The 18,517-nt window shown below is 36.4% G+C and carries 8 protein-coding genes; 1 reads left to right on the plus strand and 7 read right to left on the minus strand.

The features are described from left to right. The first annotated feature begins 60 nt into the window (after positions 1–60). Entirely contained in the window at positions 61–996 is a 936-nt protein-coding gene (locus tag M0D21_RS15945; RefSeq protein WP_248331337.1) for a hydrogen peroxide-inducible genes activator, read from the plus strand. Between the two features lie 174 nt (positions 997–1,170). On the opposite strand, the gene M0D21_RS15950 is transcribed toward M0D21_RS15945, so the two are convergent. The 7 genes from M0D21_RS15950 to M0D21_RS15980 are packed head-to-tail and all read right to left on the minus strand — an operon-like array spanning position 1,171 to position 18,512. After that, entirely contained in the window at positions 1,171–1,725 is a 555-nt protein-coding gene (locus tag M0D21_RS15950; protein WP_248331339.1) for an RNA 2'-phosphotransferase, read from the minus strand. 28 nt (positions 1,726–1,753) lie between these two features. Continuing rightward, a complete protein-coding gene (locus M0D21_RS15955; protein WP_248331341.1) occupies positions 1,754–1,939 on the minus strand; it encodes a hypothetical protein in 186 nt (61 codons plus the stop codon). Between the two features lie 39 nt (positions 1,940–1,978). Beyond that, positions 1,979–2,998, minus strand: coding sequence for a hypothetical protein (locus M0D21_RS15960; RefSeq protein ID WP_248331343.1), 1,020 nt, complete (start codon positions 2,996–2,998; stop codon positions 1,979–1,981). Beyond that, complete coding sequence (locus M0D21_RS15965; protein ID WP_248331345.1) at positions 2,982–4,559, minus strand: tail fiber domain-containing protein; 1,578 nt, start codon at positions 4,557–4,559, stop codon at positions 2,982–2,984. The genes M0D21_RS15960 and M0D21_RS15965 overlap by 17 nt, the downstream gene beginning before the upstream one ends. Positions 4,560–4,616: 57 nt before the next feature. Continuing rightward, positions 4,617–5,249, minus strand: a complete 633-nt coding sequence (locus M0D21_RS15970; protein ID WP_248331347.1) for a hypothetical protein — start codon at positions 5,247–5,249, stop codon at positions 4,617–4,619. Positions 5,250–5,260: 11 nt separating this feature from the next. Continuing rightward, complete coding sequence (locus tag M0D21_RS15975) at positions 5,261–12,469, minus strand: Ig-like domain-containing protein (protein WP_248331349.1); 7,209 nt, start codon at positions 12,467–12,469, stop codon at positions 5,261–5,263. Positions 12,470–12,473: 4 nt separating this feature from the next. Next, positions 12,474–18,512 (minus strand): hypothetical protein, encoded by a 6,039-nt coding sequence (locus tag M0D21_RS15980; protein ID WP_248331351.1) that lies wholly within the window; start codon positions 18,510–18,512, stop codon positions 12,474–12,476. Positions 18,513–18,517 lie beyond the last annotated feature (5 nt).

Genomic DNA, 18,517 nt, shown 5'->3' on the forward strand with positions numbered 1-18,517 from the left:
TGATAAAAACTAATATATAAATGTGATTATTGATAGTGTAAATAATTATTATCTTTACATATGAACATTCAACAATACCAATATGTATTGGCAGTTGTAAATTCTAAGAATTTTGAATTGGCTGCCGAAAAGTGCTTTGTAACACAATCTACCTTGAGCACAATGATTAATAAGTTTGAAAACGAGATCGGGATTAAAATCTTTAATCGTAAAACCAAACCGGTTACCGTAACTAAAGAAGGAGAAAAAATCATTGAAAGATTACAAATCATTGTTAACGAAATCGATTTGCTTACCAATGTAATTCAAGAAATAAAAGGGGAAATGATTGGCTCCTTAAAAATAGGAATTATCCCAACTCTTGCGCCTTATTTGCTACCACTTTTTATTACAGATTTTGTCGAGAATTTTCCGAAGGTGAATATTAGCGTTCGAGAATTAAACACAAGTCAGATACAAGATCAACTATTAAAAAGAAACTTGGATATTGGAATTTTGGCTCTGCCCTTAAAACACAAAGAACTAACAGAATACCCCCTATTTGAAGAACCTTTTTTAATATATGATTGTACTGAAGAAAATACAAAATCTAAAGTTTCTCCACCAGATTTAAAATTTTCAAAAATGTGTTTGCTGGAAGAAGGGCACTGTCTAAGAACACAAGTGTATGATATCTGCGAATTATCTGCTAAGTATATGAAGACTCCTAGTAATTTTAAATTTGAAAGTGGATCTATGGAAAGTCTCCTTCGTATTACCGAATCTAGAAAAGGGATCACCATTTTACCTTATTTGGCTAATAGATTGCTAAATCATAACGAAAAATCTCGCATCAATGAATTTAAAGATCCTGTTCCTGTAAGATCCATTGGGTTGGTTACTCACAATTTTTTTGTTAAGAAAGTACTGAGCGAGGAATTGGCAAGACTTATACAAACGTCTGTTACAGATTTAATTCCTAAAACAGAACAGTTCAAAATTGTAAATCCTGTGTAATAGATAATCACGAAAAATTGTTCTACAGCCAAAAGATATCTACAAGCTTCTTGTTTACAATTAAGAGAAATTTTTAAGAAATTCACAGTCAAAACAGAAGCATTTTGTTTTTTGTAGCATATCATTACCAAATAACTCAACTACAACTTTTTAGCCGTGATTAGTTTATTCGATTTATAAACCTATGGATTTAAAACTCAAATACTGAGTTGGAATATCTTTGGTAAGCCAAACATTTTCTTCTGTCTTATAGAAAATCCAACCGTTATCAAGTAGTTTTTTGGTTTCAAGTACTATAATAGTTGGTTTCCCATGCCTACTCCCTACTTCTTTTGCCAACTCGATTGTTTCTGCTAGATGTACATATTGTCGTTGCATTGACTTTAAGCCTTCTTTCTGAATGTTTTCTACATTTTGTACTGCAGTGCCATGATAGAGATATTTGGGAGGCATTTGTAAAGTTCTTTCGTATTGAATAAGAATGGAATGACCATGCGCAGATTTTATTTTATCATTTTCAAGATCAATCTTCCATTTTGGGAGATGAAACTCTTTATTCAACACAATAATATCACTCCTTTTGACATCAAAACCTTTATAGCGTAACGCAGTAAGAACATCTTCAATCTTTGCCCAACCAAATTCATCTAAATCAATATCGGCATCTTCGGGATGGTGTCTAAGCCAATAGTTTATAAGGTCACTGATATTGTTTTGGAAATTTTGCATGAGACATTTTAAAGCCTAATATCTAGAACTATTGGTTCAATTTATATTTTTCTGCAATGGCATTGCTAACTGCTCCTATTTCTCCAATCGAAACATCGGTACCTTTGGCATCGACAAGATCTTTTACAGATAATATTAGATCTAATGTAGGTATATCAAAATTTCCTCCTACAGTTCTCAATGCAGAAGAAAGTAATTCAAGATTGTTATTCATAATATATTATTAGTACTTTCAAAAATACTATTTATACGTTTACTTAATAGGAGTATCTACTAATTCGGTACTTAAAATTTCTGCATTATGTGCTACAATTCCCGATATCACATAATTATCAACAGATTCTACATCGAGCACCCCTACTTCAATTTCTTTTTTCATATGTGTGATACTTCTTATCTCTATCAATTTTCCCGATTTATCTACCATAAAATCTCCTTTTTTTATTTGCGGAGGTTTTTTCCAACAAACTTTATTTTCTTTATCATTATCCGTAGTTAATAAAGAATGTCCTGGAGTAACTTTTACAACAGATTTGTTCTTGAGGGTTATATGGTAATAACTTTTTTCAACATAGGTAGCCAGTTTTTTAACCTTTACTTTGGTCGGTTTAGCATCTTTAATATTTCCTATCCACTGCATATAATCTCCTTCTGAAGCATCTATTCTATCTGGAAAATCTAAACCTACTAATATATCGCCCTCTACAATTTCTTCTAGCAATTTTGTTTTACCATTTGCCAATTGTACTACGGATTTTAAATCAAAACATGCATCGATAGGATCTTCTATAGGACCACCTCCACCTCCTCCAGAACGACCGGTTTGTGACCAATTAAAAGAAGCAGAATAAACAGGGAGCCCTTCGGTTCTTACTTCGTATTCTCCTACCCTTGTAGAGGTATATGGGTTGGAACCAAATCTAATAGTAAAGGAACCATTTCCAAACCCCTGGCCCTCTCCTACCGGTATTGAACCACCACTCCCAATAAGATTATGAACAGACCATGCAGAATTAGTAGTTACGGTAATTCTAACACTAGCAGCTTGATAATTCCCGTTGTACCTAGTTGGACTTATAGATAAGGTTACTGTTGACCAAGTTTCACCGTACCAATCACTAAGTTTATGTTTCGTATTGTTAAACTTGGCTTTTCTGGTTTGGTTATACCATTGACTTGCTAAACTATTAAGATCTGTTTTGGTATTTGTGGGCCTCCCCATTTCCCGAAGAATATCCCCAATACATATTTTTCCACTAGTGGGTAATGCCATGCTTTAATTCTTTAAGTTCTTCTTTTAACGATTTGATCTCTGCACGAAGTTCTTGTATACCTTTTACCGCAAGTACGGCTCCCATTTTATCATAAGACATGGCATAATGATCTCCACTTCTTTGCACCCATTGCGGGAATACTTTCATCACATCTTGTGCAATAAAACCTAATTGCTGGGCCTGTTCTTTGGTTTTATCTTTCCATTGATAATATGTAGGTTTTAACTGGTCAATTTTATCAAGAAAACTCTCCTTAACTGGTTTAAGTGCTTCTTTAAGTCTTTTATCTGAATAGGCACATACATTACCTGCCGATGTAATACTTCCAGCCGATGTAACTGTTCCTCCACTTGTAACTTTAAACTTACTACCGCTTGAACCAACCTCAAACTGCCCATCGGTTCTTAACCTTCCTGAACCACAGTAAATACCGGAAGTAAAGTTGTTTGACGGATTAATTCTTAACCAACCATCACTAAATTGAATAATTCTTTTTCCATCTCCATAGTAATAGGAACCATTGGCAAATACATCTCCTGCTGTCCAGATATTACTTCCTATAGCAACTCTAGGGTTTCCGTTATCGCACCAAACAGCTTGATGCCCCCCTGCCATGGTTCCTCCGGTAGCATTATTGGTATGCTTGTACGCAAACCCATACATATTTCCAAAATTGGACCCATTTGCAGCAATTTTATAAGCTGTTCCCATTGACCAAATATGACCTATTTTGGTTGAATCGTATATACCATAAATTCCTGCCTGTCTGCTATTGGTAGATCCCACGGATAACATTCCTGTAAAAGTGTCATTAGCATTTGATCTTAGAAATGCGCTGCTATCAAGACCATCTAATTTATCACTATCTTTTGCTTTGGCCGAAGAACCTGTGCCTACAAAAAAAGCATTTACCCAATTTTGAGTAGCTACACGTACTCCGTTTTCCAAAATTGCACCATCACTATAGCGCATATAGGTATTTTTATTGTAAAGCCTAACATCCCCATGAGAGTGTACTCCTTTATTAAAATAAAAATTAGCTCGATCTGTACTAAAATGAGACCAACCTGTATTTTGTGGTCCCATATCGACATAACCATGATTTGTTTTTATTCTCATAGCATTAGAATTCCCTCTTGCTAATCTGGTATTCTTATCTACAATTCGGAATTCTCCAGCATGAACATTAGCATTAGCCAATATGTTGGTTTTGGCCGTATCTGCATTGAAGTGAAAACTATTATCTGTATCATTATAACTAATAGCATCTACATTATTGGCATCAGAAAAACTAAAGATAAGGTATTGACCATTCCATGATTGATGTGCATCTACCCCTTTGCGCACAAAATTTGCCTCATTAACCTGCTTTATAGTTATAGTTCTATTATCAGATAAAGTAATCACTATATTTCCAGAAGCATCGGTGCTAAAAGATTGAATAGACTCTCCATCATTTAAATGTCTAAGACTATCAATAAGATCTTCAAATTGTGGTTCTGTAGGTATATCACCTGTTTCGAAATAAGTTTTGAGTGTATTTTTTGATTTTATCGCCATGATCTTTTTGTTTTTGAATTATTAAATTGGAATACAGAGTATGTGTACTATTATACCCTACCCCGGGATAAAGGATATTCCTGATATACTGGTCCAAGAAGCACCAAAATTATAACAGGTTACATCTCCATTAGATTTCACATCAATACGTATAGAAACGTTTCCAGTCTTTGTACATGTGAATACCAATTGCTTCGATGGTCTATATCCTGTTGGTAATTTAAAAACCACAATTGTAGTATTATTATCTGCCGTTTGACCTTTGATCATCCCTTCTATAAAAACAATATTATTCTTTTTTCTATACCGTACACCTTGGAATGCTGTTGAATAATTGGTTACATTATTTAATAATACAGGTGTTTGCCAACCACTATCTTCTTCCTGATATTCTGCAATGGTTACGGCACCTGTTTTACCATTAACACTTTTAACTGGCGCATGTCTATCTACAGCCCTTTTTGCACCTTCTGGTGTTACAAATCGGGTGCTATCTGTAGCGGTTTCTACCTCGGCTAAAGTAGCTTGCTCTACTATACCTTTTTGTGTAGTTGTTGCATCAGGTAAACTAGCCACAAAATCATCATCTAATCGATTTAAGAAACTATCTATAAGATCTCCATAATCCTGTTCTGTAGGTTTATCCCCTTTTTTAAACCGATTTTTTAGCTCGTTTCTGCTTCTTTCCATGGTATAACTTTTTATCGAATTAGATTTGTATTTTCTATAATCATACTACCCACACCTTCATCCTGTTCAATTCCTGTATTTCCAGGAATAGTAAGTACGTTGCTTTTAAGATTCAGCATTCCTGCCGAATTCTCAACATCTACTTTAAAGTGATGGTATTTGGGTAGTGAATTTTCATCTAGTATTTCTAAACTTCCCGTTTGCAAGGAAGTTTCAGATAGCAATAATTGTACATCTTCTTCATTTGTGAGTACTTCATGAATTTTAACCCAGTTTCCTTGAGTATTCATTTTATAAACAAAGTACTTCCCGTTATGCGCTTTTTTACTCCATCGCAAAATGACCGTCTCTATAAATCTTGTATCACTTGACATGTCAAAACTATATTTTGGCTCCGGCGCCTTGGGATTGGAAGACTCAACAATACTACTTATTAATAATTTTGAAGGTTCGGAAGGGGCATATTCTGTAACTACGATTAAGTTTCCTCCTTCATCTTTTGCATATTCTATTTCTCTGGAAACTGTAATTCTATAAAACAATGGATCTCCATAAGGAACAAAATCAAGGTCTCTAAACTCATCTTTTATGCCCCAAATACTTTCGTTGATTTGATTGTCTAAAGTAAGATCAACTGTTTTTACTAAATCCATAGTTCTTATAGACAAAGAATTTGTAGGATCAAGTGTTCTATATAGACTTACCTTAGTAATATTTTGTTCTTTTTGATAGCTATTCAACTCTATAGAGAGAGCTGGACTTGTACTTAATGAAGGAGTAAGGTTCTTGCTTAATTTTTCAGTTTTACAGATGGAAAGATCAATAATTTTACTCCCCAATTGATACAAAGAAAAATCGACTAACAAAGGAATATTATCTTCGATTGAAAGATCGTAAAAGGGCCTGTTATTCTTCTTAAAGAGAATAACAGAATTTCTTCTTTCAATACTTAAAAGACTGTTTTCATCATACGTTACACACTTTGCAATCTGATTTCCATCATTATACACATATAGATATCCATCTTCTTTTGCATACAAAGAAAAATCGATATCTCCGATTCCTGAATTTTCATTATACGAAGCTAAACCAAGCATAACATTGGTATTATTTAAAACCTTATAATGTACAGAACCGTAAAAAGGTACATACTGATCTGTATTTCCTCCTGCATCCCATGCACTGTCTCCAAAAATTTTGGTAATTGTATTTGATTCAATTTCGATATTATCAAGATTCGAATACGTAAGTGGAATAGTGGTTTTTTCTAGTGTTTCCTGAGTGTAGTATTGATCATCACTGTATAGTTCTATATTCGATAATACCATATCTTTTTTATGCATAGCAATGTCTAGCAGTAATCCCTCAGGAATGGTTTCCATCTTAGAAGAGTACAACAGAAAATTATCTTTTATAAACAAGATTTTATTTCCATTTCGTTCTATTCTTAGAACAGAGTTTTCATCATAGTCTCCTATTTCTTTAATATTTTGGCCATTACGATATGCAAACAGTTGGTTTGTTGTATTCGCATAAAGGGCATATTCAATTGTATTGAAATGGTCATTTCTATTAACTCTTGAAAATCCTACCATAGCAGCTCCGGCATTTGTGCTTTGAAAAGACACGTAACCATTTCCTTTTAAAATTTGCCTACTAGCAACACCCGCATCCCAATTGTCGTTTGAAATTTTGGTTATGGTATTCACGTTATTAACCTCTACATTACTATTATCGACAAAATCTAACGCAATCTTTTGTAATTCGAAATTTTGAGATGCCAATACAGGTATTGCCCTTTTAATCTCGGGAGCTTCGGGAGCTTTGGTATTTACTAGTTTAATTGGACCAAGAACGGGGCTAAAATCACTCATTTGCAATGTATTTGCCATTTCTCGTGTCATGTAAAAATAAATATTGTTCGATGTCCCGTCGAGAGTAAAATCTGTAAATAACACTTCTCGAGTTCCTACCTTCTTAGCCATTGGTGCTACATCAAAATCTGGTTCTGTAGGTTTCAAGAGCTTACCATTACGATCTCGTATCACCTGCTTTTTGTTAATAGGCTGGTACGGATGCGATTTTATTTTACTAAATAACAATGGAACCTCTGTTAAAGGAGCAAAGGCATTTGAGACCACAAGTTTGATATAATCTGCAAGAGTAGTATCTTCTCCATCATCACCCCCTGGAATAATAACAGAGCCCGGCATGAGGCTACCTGCAGTTACATTTGATATATTCTGATTATTTTCTGTATTAAACTTATTGATATCAGCATTAATAATCGAGAACAACGCTGGGTTATCTGGATTTGGTAATCGATATCCATCATTAAAAGGAGGGTATATTCCAAATTGCCCATCTTCATTTACAGGATCATTAGCCGCATATGTATAATCAAAGCCAAGTAAATTATTCCATCTACTTGAGAAATACACATCTTTTCCGAATGATGCCAATTTTTCTTTCACAGTAATTACGGTATTTGCGGTATATAGCGTATTTAAAATCGCTTGATCATCTGCTCTATAGTAGATAATCGAATGCGGTTTATGTTTAAACTCTGTGGTAAGTGTATATGTGGCTTTCCCAAAACTATCGGGTCTGGTAGCATATAATGCTCCTTTTGGTAATTCTGGCCTTAGAGGATCGGTGATCTCCTGAGTAAACATCATCCCTGGAGTTCCGATTTGAGATTTATAAAAGTCACCAGATTCATTAGTGTAATTTCTATCAACACTTCGCAAACCAAATATTGAATATTTGATTCCCTCGCCTTCATCAGGCACTAAATTTTCTTTGGTTAATCCCCAATTGCTATCTGCATACAAGTACAAACGATATCCTGGATACACATTTACTGAAACCGTATTACCAGTTTCAATAGGATTATCTGTTGCATAACTAATAACAACATCTGAACCTTGTTCTGTTACTGGTTGAAAGGTTTCATCTATAGCATATACCACCAGATTATCGGTTGTACCTACGTTTTCTAGTTTTACAATTTTAAGAATTCTTCTCGGCCCATTGGGATCTGAAGCAGCATGAATTCTAATAGCACCCCCATACCATTCTACAGAATTAGCATTGGTTGCAAACTGAGGATGTTGTGCCAGTGTTTGATTGAGCTCAATTTTGTACATCCCCTTATGAATTTGCTCAGTAACCTCATTGGTATCACTCACCGATTTTGCTTGAAGCACCTCGGTTATTTTGGCATTCTCCTCCCAAATACCTCTTGTTTTCTCAACAGTTTTCTCTAGATTGGTATCTGCCCCAGGCTGAAGAATAATTTCTCTATGAACCGGCCAATTAGGCACTTGAACTTTTAAAGAATTAGGATTGTTTGCTCCCCAACTTGAAGGTGACAACATATTTTCTATGGCCATAAAACCTCCACCAGATTCTGGACTTTGAAGCGCTGCATTGGGGTTGGGAGCGATACTATTCTGTATCGCATCGGTAATCTCTTTTTTGTATACTACGAAGGTAGGTGTTGCTCCCTGAGCTATTGTCACACTATGGATGATAAACTGATCATTCCCCGCAGCCAAAACTCCACCAACAAAACGTGAAGGAGACATTCCCGAAGGAATTACAGGAATTACTTCTTCTCCTGTACTATGTAATGGATAAGATTCGGTGATAACCACAGCCAAAATTTCATTGTCGGGATCTGTAGTAACACTTTTTATTTTTCCTGTTACATTTTGAGGCACCTCATCTCTAAAGAAAAGCTCTATCTCCTCGGCAAATACCTCATCGCTATCTTTAAATATAGCATTAGGATCTAATAGGTCGGGATATTTAATTTCATCTTCTTCGGTAACCTTATAAGAAACCAATTCTTGCTCACTGTTATAATCGAATAATAACCTTACCATAGTATTATCTGCCCTGGTATTGGCTTCTAACATTACCTGCTCATCAAACGATGTGAGCACAAATGGTCTTTCTTCTACAATATGTACAGCATTAATTCCTGATGGTGGGAGTAGTCTATTGTCAGGCTTAAAAGTAGTAGTTATCGAATGACTAATACCACTTTGTTGCGAACGGCTAAACCAATTGATGCCATAGGAACTATACAGATGTGTTCCCTCTTCGGTCTCACGATGTACAAACAAAGATTCTTCGGCTTCAGGAATACTTAACGGTACTGTTTCAGGAATTGGGTTCTGCCCAGAGATCGGGGCATTATAATATTCGATGGTACTGGAAATTTCTGGTCTTCTCCAGCTGGTTTCCCCTTCTTTTTTGTATTCTATTCCGGCATATACCGGAGTGGTTTGCTGAGAAGTATTAAACTCTTCTTCGGTTTCGTAGAAAGTTTGTGTATGATAGTCTTTTAACTCCTCTGCATATAAAGTGATATAACGTTGTTTCCCTGAATTGGTATATCCTTGGGCATCGGTAAGTCCGATAGTTACCTCTCCATCTCTTTTAGGAACCCCTGGTACTGGCGGCTTCAAATCGATAGAAATTGGCAAGCGCTCATCTTGTCTTCCAGTAGGCATTGAAACATATAAATGCTGTACATCTCTTTTGCCGAGACCATCTCCTAAATTCCCGCTGGTCATATATTCGGTCATGTAAATATACTTTTGGGTATCATTATTGACCTCTGTATCCAGATACCCAAGTCCCAACATACGAGCCATATGATAATCTAAAGAGGCAATAAATAGCATATCCAGATTAGAGATTTCTATCGAATCTGAAATGGTTTCTCCATCTACTGTTTCTGAGTAGCTTATATTTTCAAGAGCTCTAGGGTTAAGTCCCTGATCGCTTAACGTTATATATTTATCAACAATCTCCTTAAGGTTTCTATCACCAGCTTCTTGTGCTCCACTCCAGCGATTTTTGTAATTATCGAGATTTACAAAACAACCATCATTAAATCTTGGCCATTTGCCATTGACAGCATTTACCGAACTCTCCAATCTGGTAAAGGCTTCGGTATCTTGTTTGGTCAATGCAAATTTTCCTAGCTCTACCCAGCCGTCAGATTCATTTATTTTGGTTATCGTGATGCTATAGAGTTCTAATCTTATTTCTTTAACCACACAATTGGTAGCTACATATCTAACACTTCGTATATTTTCGGCAGACTGATAAGTATTTGATAAACCGGCCGACATAAATGTTTTTCTTGCAACAATATTTTTAGAGGCGCTTAATTTATTGTCATCTACCGCTAATAGTTCTGTTTTTAGATTGCTATTGGGTACCGTATCTACTACTGTAAGTTCTGCAGAGAATACCAACTCATCCTTACTTTCAATTTCTATTAATTTATTTCCATACTGCCTAATGAACTCTAGTGAACTGCCCGATAATGGGTTAATCGTCTGCCGTATGGTTTGATAGGTCACCTGATCTCTAAAGTGCACAAAATACTTTTTGTTATCTATGCGATAGATCCATAAGGTATTTTGATCATCGACCAAGGTAGGTGTAGTAGCTAAATCTATTGTAAGTTGCTCTTTAAGATAGGGAGCGCGATATACTTTTACATAATCATTTGGTTTATTAAAATTTAATTCATTTGCAGCATAATCTCCTTTGGGTAAGTGTTGCTCTCCCAATTTGTTTTTAAACATCCACCGTAAATGCACCCCTGATACGCTACCATCTGCCCCTGTAGAACCGGCTGCCTGTAAATAAATATGTGGCGATTGAAGATAGGTGTTTTCGTTAATAGTGATGATTGCAATGAACTTAACCTCGACAGTGTTCGGAGATGCAACAGCATCTATAGTAAAAGAAACTATAGCAGTTTCTTCTGATATCGAAGATGTTAATGTGGCTGTATATGTCCCATCGCTATTATCGACTACGATACTTAATGTTCCTTTTGATGTGGTCATCGCAACCGCTCTACCCCCAGTAGTAATATTATTTCCGGCACTATCCTTTAATTGTACTGTAATGGTAGATGTCGACAAACCATTGGCCTCTATACTGTTGGGATTGGCGGTTATTGTACTATTAGTTATACTAGGTATTATTGGCTCAGGACATACTTGCTCAAGTAACGAAGTAGTTACATTAGATACAGACGGGGTATTATTGTTTATTTGAGTGCTTAAACTTAAAATTTCATAAGACTTATCCTCAACCAACACATTGAAATTCTCAACACTTACATTGGCAAAAGAAAATATACCAAAACAATCATCTGCTCCAGAATCTAAATTTGTTAAAACTAACGAGTTATTAAATTTGTCTAATCTTGAGTAAACTACAGATATGATTACATCATTGTTTTGTTGTGGAAGTAACACAACCGAAGCATTTTGAAGCTCTGTTCTTTTGGTCCACTGGTAATTTAAGTTTAGATCAAATTTATGCACCAATACATTTCTATCTGTATCTTCATCGTAATAATATACTCCACTGTCACCTATAGAAAAGGTTGTAGATAGACCAATCGGAGACCATTTTTTTACGCTGGAATTTATGACTTCATAAGTCTGTAAAGAGAGAGCACATAATAATTTATAAGTTTCTCCTGATTCAACAAAGAAACTTCTTGTAAAGTATGCTATATTTTCCTTTACATATACACTGGGCCCACTTCCTCCCCAAAAAGTAAAATGGTTTGGTGTTGAAATTTGTTTTTGATGAATAACATTAAGGTTTTTATCAAAAACTGTAATATACCCTACCTCTACTATCGTGTCATCCCTACTGGTCAAAAAATAACCATACCCAACAATTTTTCCATTTCCGGCTGAGGTCACAACTAATTTTTGCTGTCTATTTGCAATAAGTTTTACCGTTTTACTGGCGATAATTACTCCATTATCATTAAAAGTTACAATATCTGGATCGCTAAAAATTACGTATGCTCCATCCTCTAGACTACTAATAGTCGTAGATTGTGTAGTAGATGAAACCGTTATATCTAAACTTTTCGCCCAAACTTGAGATCCTGTAGAACTAAATTTTACAATTGAAAATGGTGCTTCTCTAGGCATTGCACATATCACGCCACCATCGATACTAAGCACAATATCGATAATAGCATGACCCGTAAACCTCTTAGACCAAAGAACATTGAACTCTAAATCAGTTTTAATTAAATACAAATCCTGAAATGGCGTTACCGCTTCCCTAGAAAGTAGGTAATAAAAATTCTGATAGCGCAATAACTTCTCAGTCCTTACTATTTTATTATCAACATTTATTTTTTTAACAAACCCCATTTTCCTATAGTGTATTATTAATTAAAACATCACTTACTACTACTTCATCTTTAACCTCATATTGGTTACCGTTCCAACGCAGGTATTTAAACCTAAAATCGAGTAATGGTTCTGTAATTTGTATTGTTGTATTTTCTTGTTTCATAATGATACATTGGGCATAGTCTTTGGCATACAAAATTTTAAAATCGTTATCTACGGTACCGTCTTCATTAAGTATTGCAAAAGCCTGTTGACTTTGGTTTTCTGTTCCTGTTATAATATCCAGTGGTGTTTTAGGATCATTAAAGGGTTCTGGATTACGCACCAAAATGCCTACTATAGTACCATTGGTATTTTTAATTACATTAATTTCTGTAGTAACTGGTGGATCTAGTGGTGGTATCTTTAAAATCCCTTCGGTAACCCTATCGAACCAATCCAGTTGATCGGTCTCTTTTTGGGTACTTGCAGCATCTGGACTACCCACTACCGTGCTATACGCCGCTCGCAATTCTGAAGTCGTTACATGAATAGGAATATCAAATAACGCTTGTCGTATTTCTTCATTTTCACCTTTTAGGTAATAGCTATTTACCTGAGCGGTAAAATCTTTATATCTCGACGTTTGAAATACAAAATCATGCACAGGTACAGTCTTCCCTTCAAAAATATTATTTACAATAGCTGTGTACATTTTTCTGGGTTTCAGGTTGGTAATGGTTATCGTGCGCTTGAAACTTCTTGGTATAATGGCCTCACCCAATACCCCTACACAATTATCGGGGTATCGCTCCAGCATATTGGCAATAAACTGGTGGTGCTCGGGCATGAGTGGCAAAGTATCTTCGGTCCACGCCGCAGTAGTGCCCGGGATCGCCTCAATTTCTTCTACCGTTTCCGGCGGATTGCTAAACGAAACCTTCTCTATTGGATCCTTAACAATAATTTGCATCTCACTGGTAAGTGCCGGTAATCCTTTATACGATTCCCAATTGGTGAGCATATGATACACATATGGTCTTGTAAAGAAAATAGCAATCTCATTATTACCGCCTTCGGTACCATAAAACAAAGGTTTTGCCTGCAACAAACTACCATTGGCATTAGGATACGATCTATTGTAATCGATATAATTACGTAATGAGGTTAACGGATACTGGTCCGGATTCGCAATACTATCACCATAATTTGCTTTAGGATCGATATGGAAATGCCCAATAGGTCCTGCTGTTCTAAACCCGTAATAGTAATCGAATTCGTGTTCGGTTTCATTATCTACCGTATCAGACAACTTAAAATGAATTCTATACTTGGTATTTGGTCTCCAAATTGGGTCTACAGTTTTAGAAATTGCATTTACACTCTCCTGCAGATCTTCTTCGATCGCATCTTGTTGCGGTATATTGATATTATATTCATAATCCTCTACAGACAACCAACATACTTCATGCAGTAGGGTATAACATTTTTCACCTTCAGACGGCATAAAAGGAGGTTGAGTATCATAATTTATACCTCCACTATTAAACGCATCTACACCCACAATAAATGTATTTTCAAGTTGCATTGCTCCGATACCTCTTGGCGGTGGTAAGGTTGCACTACAAGCTTTTCTTTTAGCTTCTTCAAGCTCAGACAGCAATTGATCATAGGTATCTTTATCATTTGGAGCACCTATATTGACATTAGCAATACCTCCATCCATATTTTCATCATAAGTAATGCTAAATAATGCCTCTATTTCTTCACGAATGCGATTGATCTCCTCTTCGTTAAAAGTTTCTGGATCAATAATTACTTTTGAAATCGAATCGGTTTCACTTTCGAAGGTAAATTCCTTATAGAGTTCTGCTGAAAACTTATACACCTCGCCGTTGGGTAGTAACTCATAGGCGACCAGGTTAGAATCTTCTGAAGAAACTGCCTTATAAAATCTGAAATTAACCCCTCTAGCCGTACTGGTCAATTTCATGGTTACCCTCTTTGATGGGTTCGGAAATTTTAATACGATCGAATTTGTATTGTCTATTTTAAGGGATTTCCCAAAATCATAAGGGCTATGCGCATTTGAAATTTCGGCATATTCACTTCTGAAATAATTGATTCCATCTCCTAAAAATGGAGTTCCCTCAATTTGAAAATACAGTCCTTTTTGCTGATAGAAAAAATTAGGATTCACTAACGGCACATAATAACGTCGTTTAACAGGTCTGTTTAACCAGTTGGCACATTGTGCTCTGCGCACTTCACTTTGACAAAATAATGATGAGGCAGTGATACCCAATTGTTCTGGTACAAACCATCCTGGTTCACCTTGTTCTGTAAAAGAGAATGGATTATCGGCCAACAGTCGTATTTTACTGTATTCTTTTCCAGTTTTTTGCCAATGCCCTACTTTTAGATTTCCAAAATTCACATTGGTATCGGCTCCTTTGGCCACAGCTTCATAAGGATGATAATCTTCCCATCCGGAATCATTCACCCAAGCCTGAATATTCATTTCTTTAATCGCGTATTTATGCTTTACTTGTCGTAATGAATTTCCTTTAACTGTTGATTGCGGCGGAATAAGGTCTGTATATCCAACAGGTGCATTATTTATTCCTCCCAGCTTTCGAACCGCTCCCGGCAATACGGGTTTGGTGAATTTGATATCGATATAACTATCTAATGGCAATACAGAACGATCGAATGCACTATTTCTTCCGGTAACTCCAGCGGTAATTTTCTGAAGCTCAAAACCTTCCCCAGTAAGCATACTTACTCCTTTTACCAATTCTTCTGCCTGCTCTGGTAATAAGGGTGGCACCGGTGTTTTGTCTATGCGTTTAGATTTCTCCCATTTGATTTTGGCAGTAATACATTTTCTAATTTTAATAAATCCTATCTTAATTCTACCACACACACGTACCTCGGCATAGATCAAGAACGGTTTTGGTGCTTCTGCTGAGAATATGGCGTAGAACGATATTCCTATGCGCAGTACCCAGAAGCTCACCTCTAGGCCTCCTCCAGCTTCGATATAACCACCGATTTGAGGCCTTTCGAAACTTATTTTCCCTCCAACTTCAATAAACAGCCATGCTTTTACTTTGGCCGGACCAAAACGCTTACTAAAATTAAACTCGGCTCTAGCACCGGCTTCAATACCTTTTGCAGATAGTTGAAGATAAGCTTGTACGGTAACAAGATCTAATATTCTAGCCTCGTTTGGTTTTTGTCGTGTACCAATGTTGATATACCAGGCTGACGGATTATTGAAGAAAAACCCTGCCTGAATATTTACATATAATCGAATAATATCACCACTATTTTGTGGTAGCTTAAAATCGGCACCGATACCAGCTTCTATAGAGTTATCTCCATAGGCCAAAAATGCAAAGAATGGCGGTTCCCCAGAATCGTCCAGACCATATTCTTTTGATAAAACGCTTGCTCTACCATCGATCATAAACAAGCTTGGGATAGATAATAATATCATTACTCGGGTAGAGAATATGGTACCTCCTTCGGCAGTGCTAATCGTAGCTCCAGCTCCTATCGAAACTGGGTTTTTATATCGAGTTGTTTGTTCTGGACTGCTAAATTTTTGGATGTTTACTCCTCTTCTAGGATATACATAATAATCATACCAGGTATCTTCTCCCGAAGTAAGCCCAACGGCTTCTTTTTCTGCCACATATCTAAATCCTAGCAAACCTCTAAATCCTGTAAACGCCAAACCAGTTGCCGCTATGGGTATAGGAACCGGAATCTGCATAGAAGCATCAATAATAAATGCTGGGTATTTTGGAATAAAACGCATTTCGGCACTACCAGCTATCTTAGCTTTCGGCAATTTGACCGATATTCCCCCAGAATATTCTTTAGACACACCCGGTTCTGGAATCGAAACATACCCATTGATTATCGCTGTTGCCGATGCCGGACTAGCATTACCGGGAATAATAAGATCTACCGATACGGTTTTGATATGAATGTAAGAGTCTTTTGGTTTCCCTTCTCCATCGTCTACCGTATAATAGTATCTTACCCCATCTCCTCGAACATCAAACCCTAACGGATCTACACTTATAGCTCCATCGAATCCCCAATAGTTATATTTACGCATTTGCCCACCATACTCCCTCTGATGTGAACCAAAATTGATATTGGTTACACTTATATCCACAGGACCAAGACAAAGGCTAAAACTTGTTGGTACCGGTATAGCCCCACCTACAATCTCAAAACTCCCGTCGCTATAAATACGCATTTTGGGTAGTGCTATTCTTGATGGAGAATTACAGAATAGCTTTTTCATAATAGGATTGGTAAACTCAAGCTCGCACATCGTACCCAGGAAGAAATCGTCTCCTTCTTTACCTACCTCTATAGATTGTATATATATTTTTAATACTTGTGGAATATTAATTGGCTGAAAACCATCTTTTTCTGAAGCGGTAATGAAGAAATCTCCTTCATCATCCATATGGCCTACAATTTCTACTTCTGCAGTATCTCCATTTCCATCTTTAAGTCCCGGAATTTTAAGTCCTCCTGCAATATTAGACTCAATGACTTTACTTTGCTTAAATGAAATATCGAACGAGGTAAACCATATCTCGAATCCTTTGGCCTTACCAAATTTTTTGATTAATCTGGGAGGAAGTTCGTTCGCCTCACATTCGTTTAAGAGATTAGAAAATGCAGTTTGAGAATCTATTTGCTCTACAGTACCGTTTTTTCGTATCACCGTTACCGGAAGATCAAAGGTATATGCAGCTGCACCAAGATCGTTAAGATGCACCAATAATTTACTGTAATCTTCTATGGGGACTGAAGTGCCTCCCGAAGTTATAGCGACCGGATATTGAAATGAGAAACAATCTGAATAGAAGTCGGTTATTGTTCCCTGAGGAATTTCTATGACTTCGAGTGCTATTTTACCTGATATCCCGCCGGTACCCACCAACAAATCGTACCCTGCCAATCTACCTGTTGTACCTGGGTGATTGTCTTCGTTATCGAACCATTTTGCAGGCAGGGTAACAGCTGCATATTGCGCATATACCCCTTTAAAATCGTTACCACGACCATCGGCCGTCGCTTCTGGAACGTTTGAATCTTTGCTAAGATCAAGTTTAAGACCGCTGAATTCTACAATCAAACCTGTATTTGCAACTTCAGATCTGGTAAGTGAAAGGTTATTTTCTTTTCTGAATTCGAAACCACTTTGCGTAGAATATTCTAAAGCCCCTACATTAAACTCTAAAGTCGTTTGGGCTGGCTCAGGTAAAGGTTGATAATTCTCATCCAAAGGCTTTAGCCATTTCCTTGGGAAAAGTAGTCCCAAGCTTACCTGAGGCATTGAGAACCTAAATTTTATCTTTATAATTTCTGAAAAATTAGAAGATAATTCACCATACCACCTATTAAGAAGTTGTTTAAGTCTATCAAAACCTTCTTCATAAGTTCCTACCTCAACATATTTTGTAATGATATATCGTACAAAATCAATATCGTTCTCATCTATCTGGTGTAATATTTTTGATAACTGACTGCTTTCTGATTGATTCGCCTCCACCTGAAGACTGGTACTATTGTCGGTATTGAACTGTGTAATAAAACTCTCTAGTGCATTGAAATCTTCAAAAAACGTGGTTAACACCTCATTTAACAGCTCTTCTCTGGTTATTCCTGCTAGTTCTAGCAGAATTTCAAAAATTGAACCTATTGCATTATCAAAACTATCGAATGAAAATGCACTAAAATATTTAAGCACTTCCCAGCTATAATCGAAAGAGATTGGCACTTCGGTCATGGTGCCATCATTTGATGGGTTAATAACCAGTTTTAGATCATTCACAAAAGGAATGTTTACCCCCAAAGGTTTTAAGGATATAAGTGTAAGTGTATAGTATCCTGCTTCGCCATGGTAGCTTTTACCAAGGACCAGGTCTTTAAAATACACTTCACCCAAAACCGCTTCTATTGCTTCTCTTACGGCTTCAAACTCAGATGGAATTTTATCTAGTGCTACAATATCACTAACTACGGGATATAACTGGTTTTCTGGCATAATAT

Origin of the sequence: Aquimarina acroporae, assembly GCF_023195925.1 — a bacterium.
Classification (GTDB): domain Bacteria; phylum Bacteroidota; class Bacteroidia; order Flavobacteriales; family Flavobacteriaceae; genus Aquimarina; species Aquimarina acroporae.

Excerpts from the sequence above, each read along its gene's own strand:
- M0D21_RS15960 (WP_248331343.1), bottom strand. The coding sequence starts at position 2,998 with ATGGCATTACCCACTAGTGGAAAAATATGTATTGGGGATATTCTTCGG.
- M0D21_RS15965 (WP_248331345.1), bottom strand. The coding sequence starts at position 4,559 with ATGGCGATAAAATCAAAAAATACACTCAAAACTTATTTCGAAACAGGT.
- M0D21_RS15980 (WP_248331351.1), bottom strand. The coding sequence starts at position 18,512 with ATGCCAGAAAACCAGTTATATCCCGTAGTTAGTGATATTGTAGCACTA.
- M0D21_RS15970 (WP_248331347.1), bottom strand. The coding sequence starts at position 5,249 with ATGGAAAGAAGCAGAAACGAGCTAAAAAATCGGTTTAAAAAAGGGGAT.
- M0D21_RS15955 (WP_248331341.1), bottom strand. The coding sequence starts at position 1,939 with ATGAATAACAATCTTGAATTACTTTCTTCTGCATTGAGAACTGTAGGA.
- M0D21_RS15945 (WP_248331337.1), top strand. The coding sequence starts at position 61 with ATGAACATTCAACAATACCAATATGTATTGGCAGTTGTAAATTCTAAG.
- M0D21_RS15975 (WP_248331349.1), bottom strand. The coding sequence starts at position 12,469 with ATGGGGTTTGTTAAAAAAATAAATGTTGATAATAAAATAGTAAGGACT.
- M0D21_RS15950 (WP_248331339.1), bottom strand. The coding sequence starts at position 1,725 with ATGCAAAATTTCCAAAACAATATCAGTGACCTTATAAACTATTGGCTT.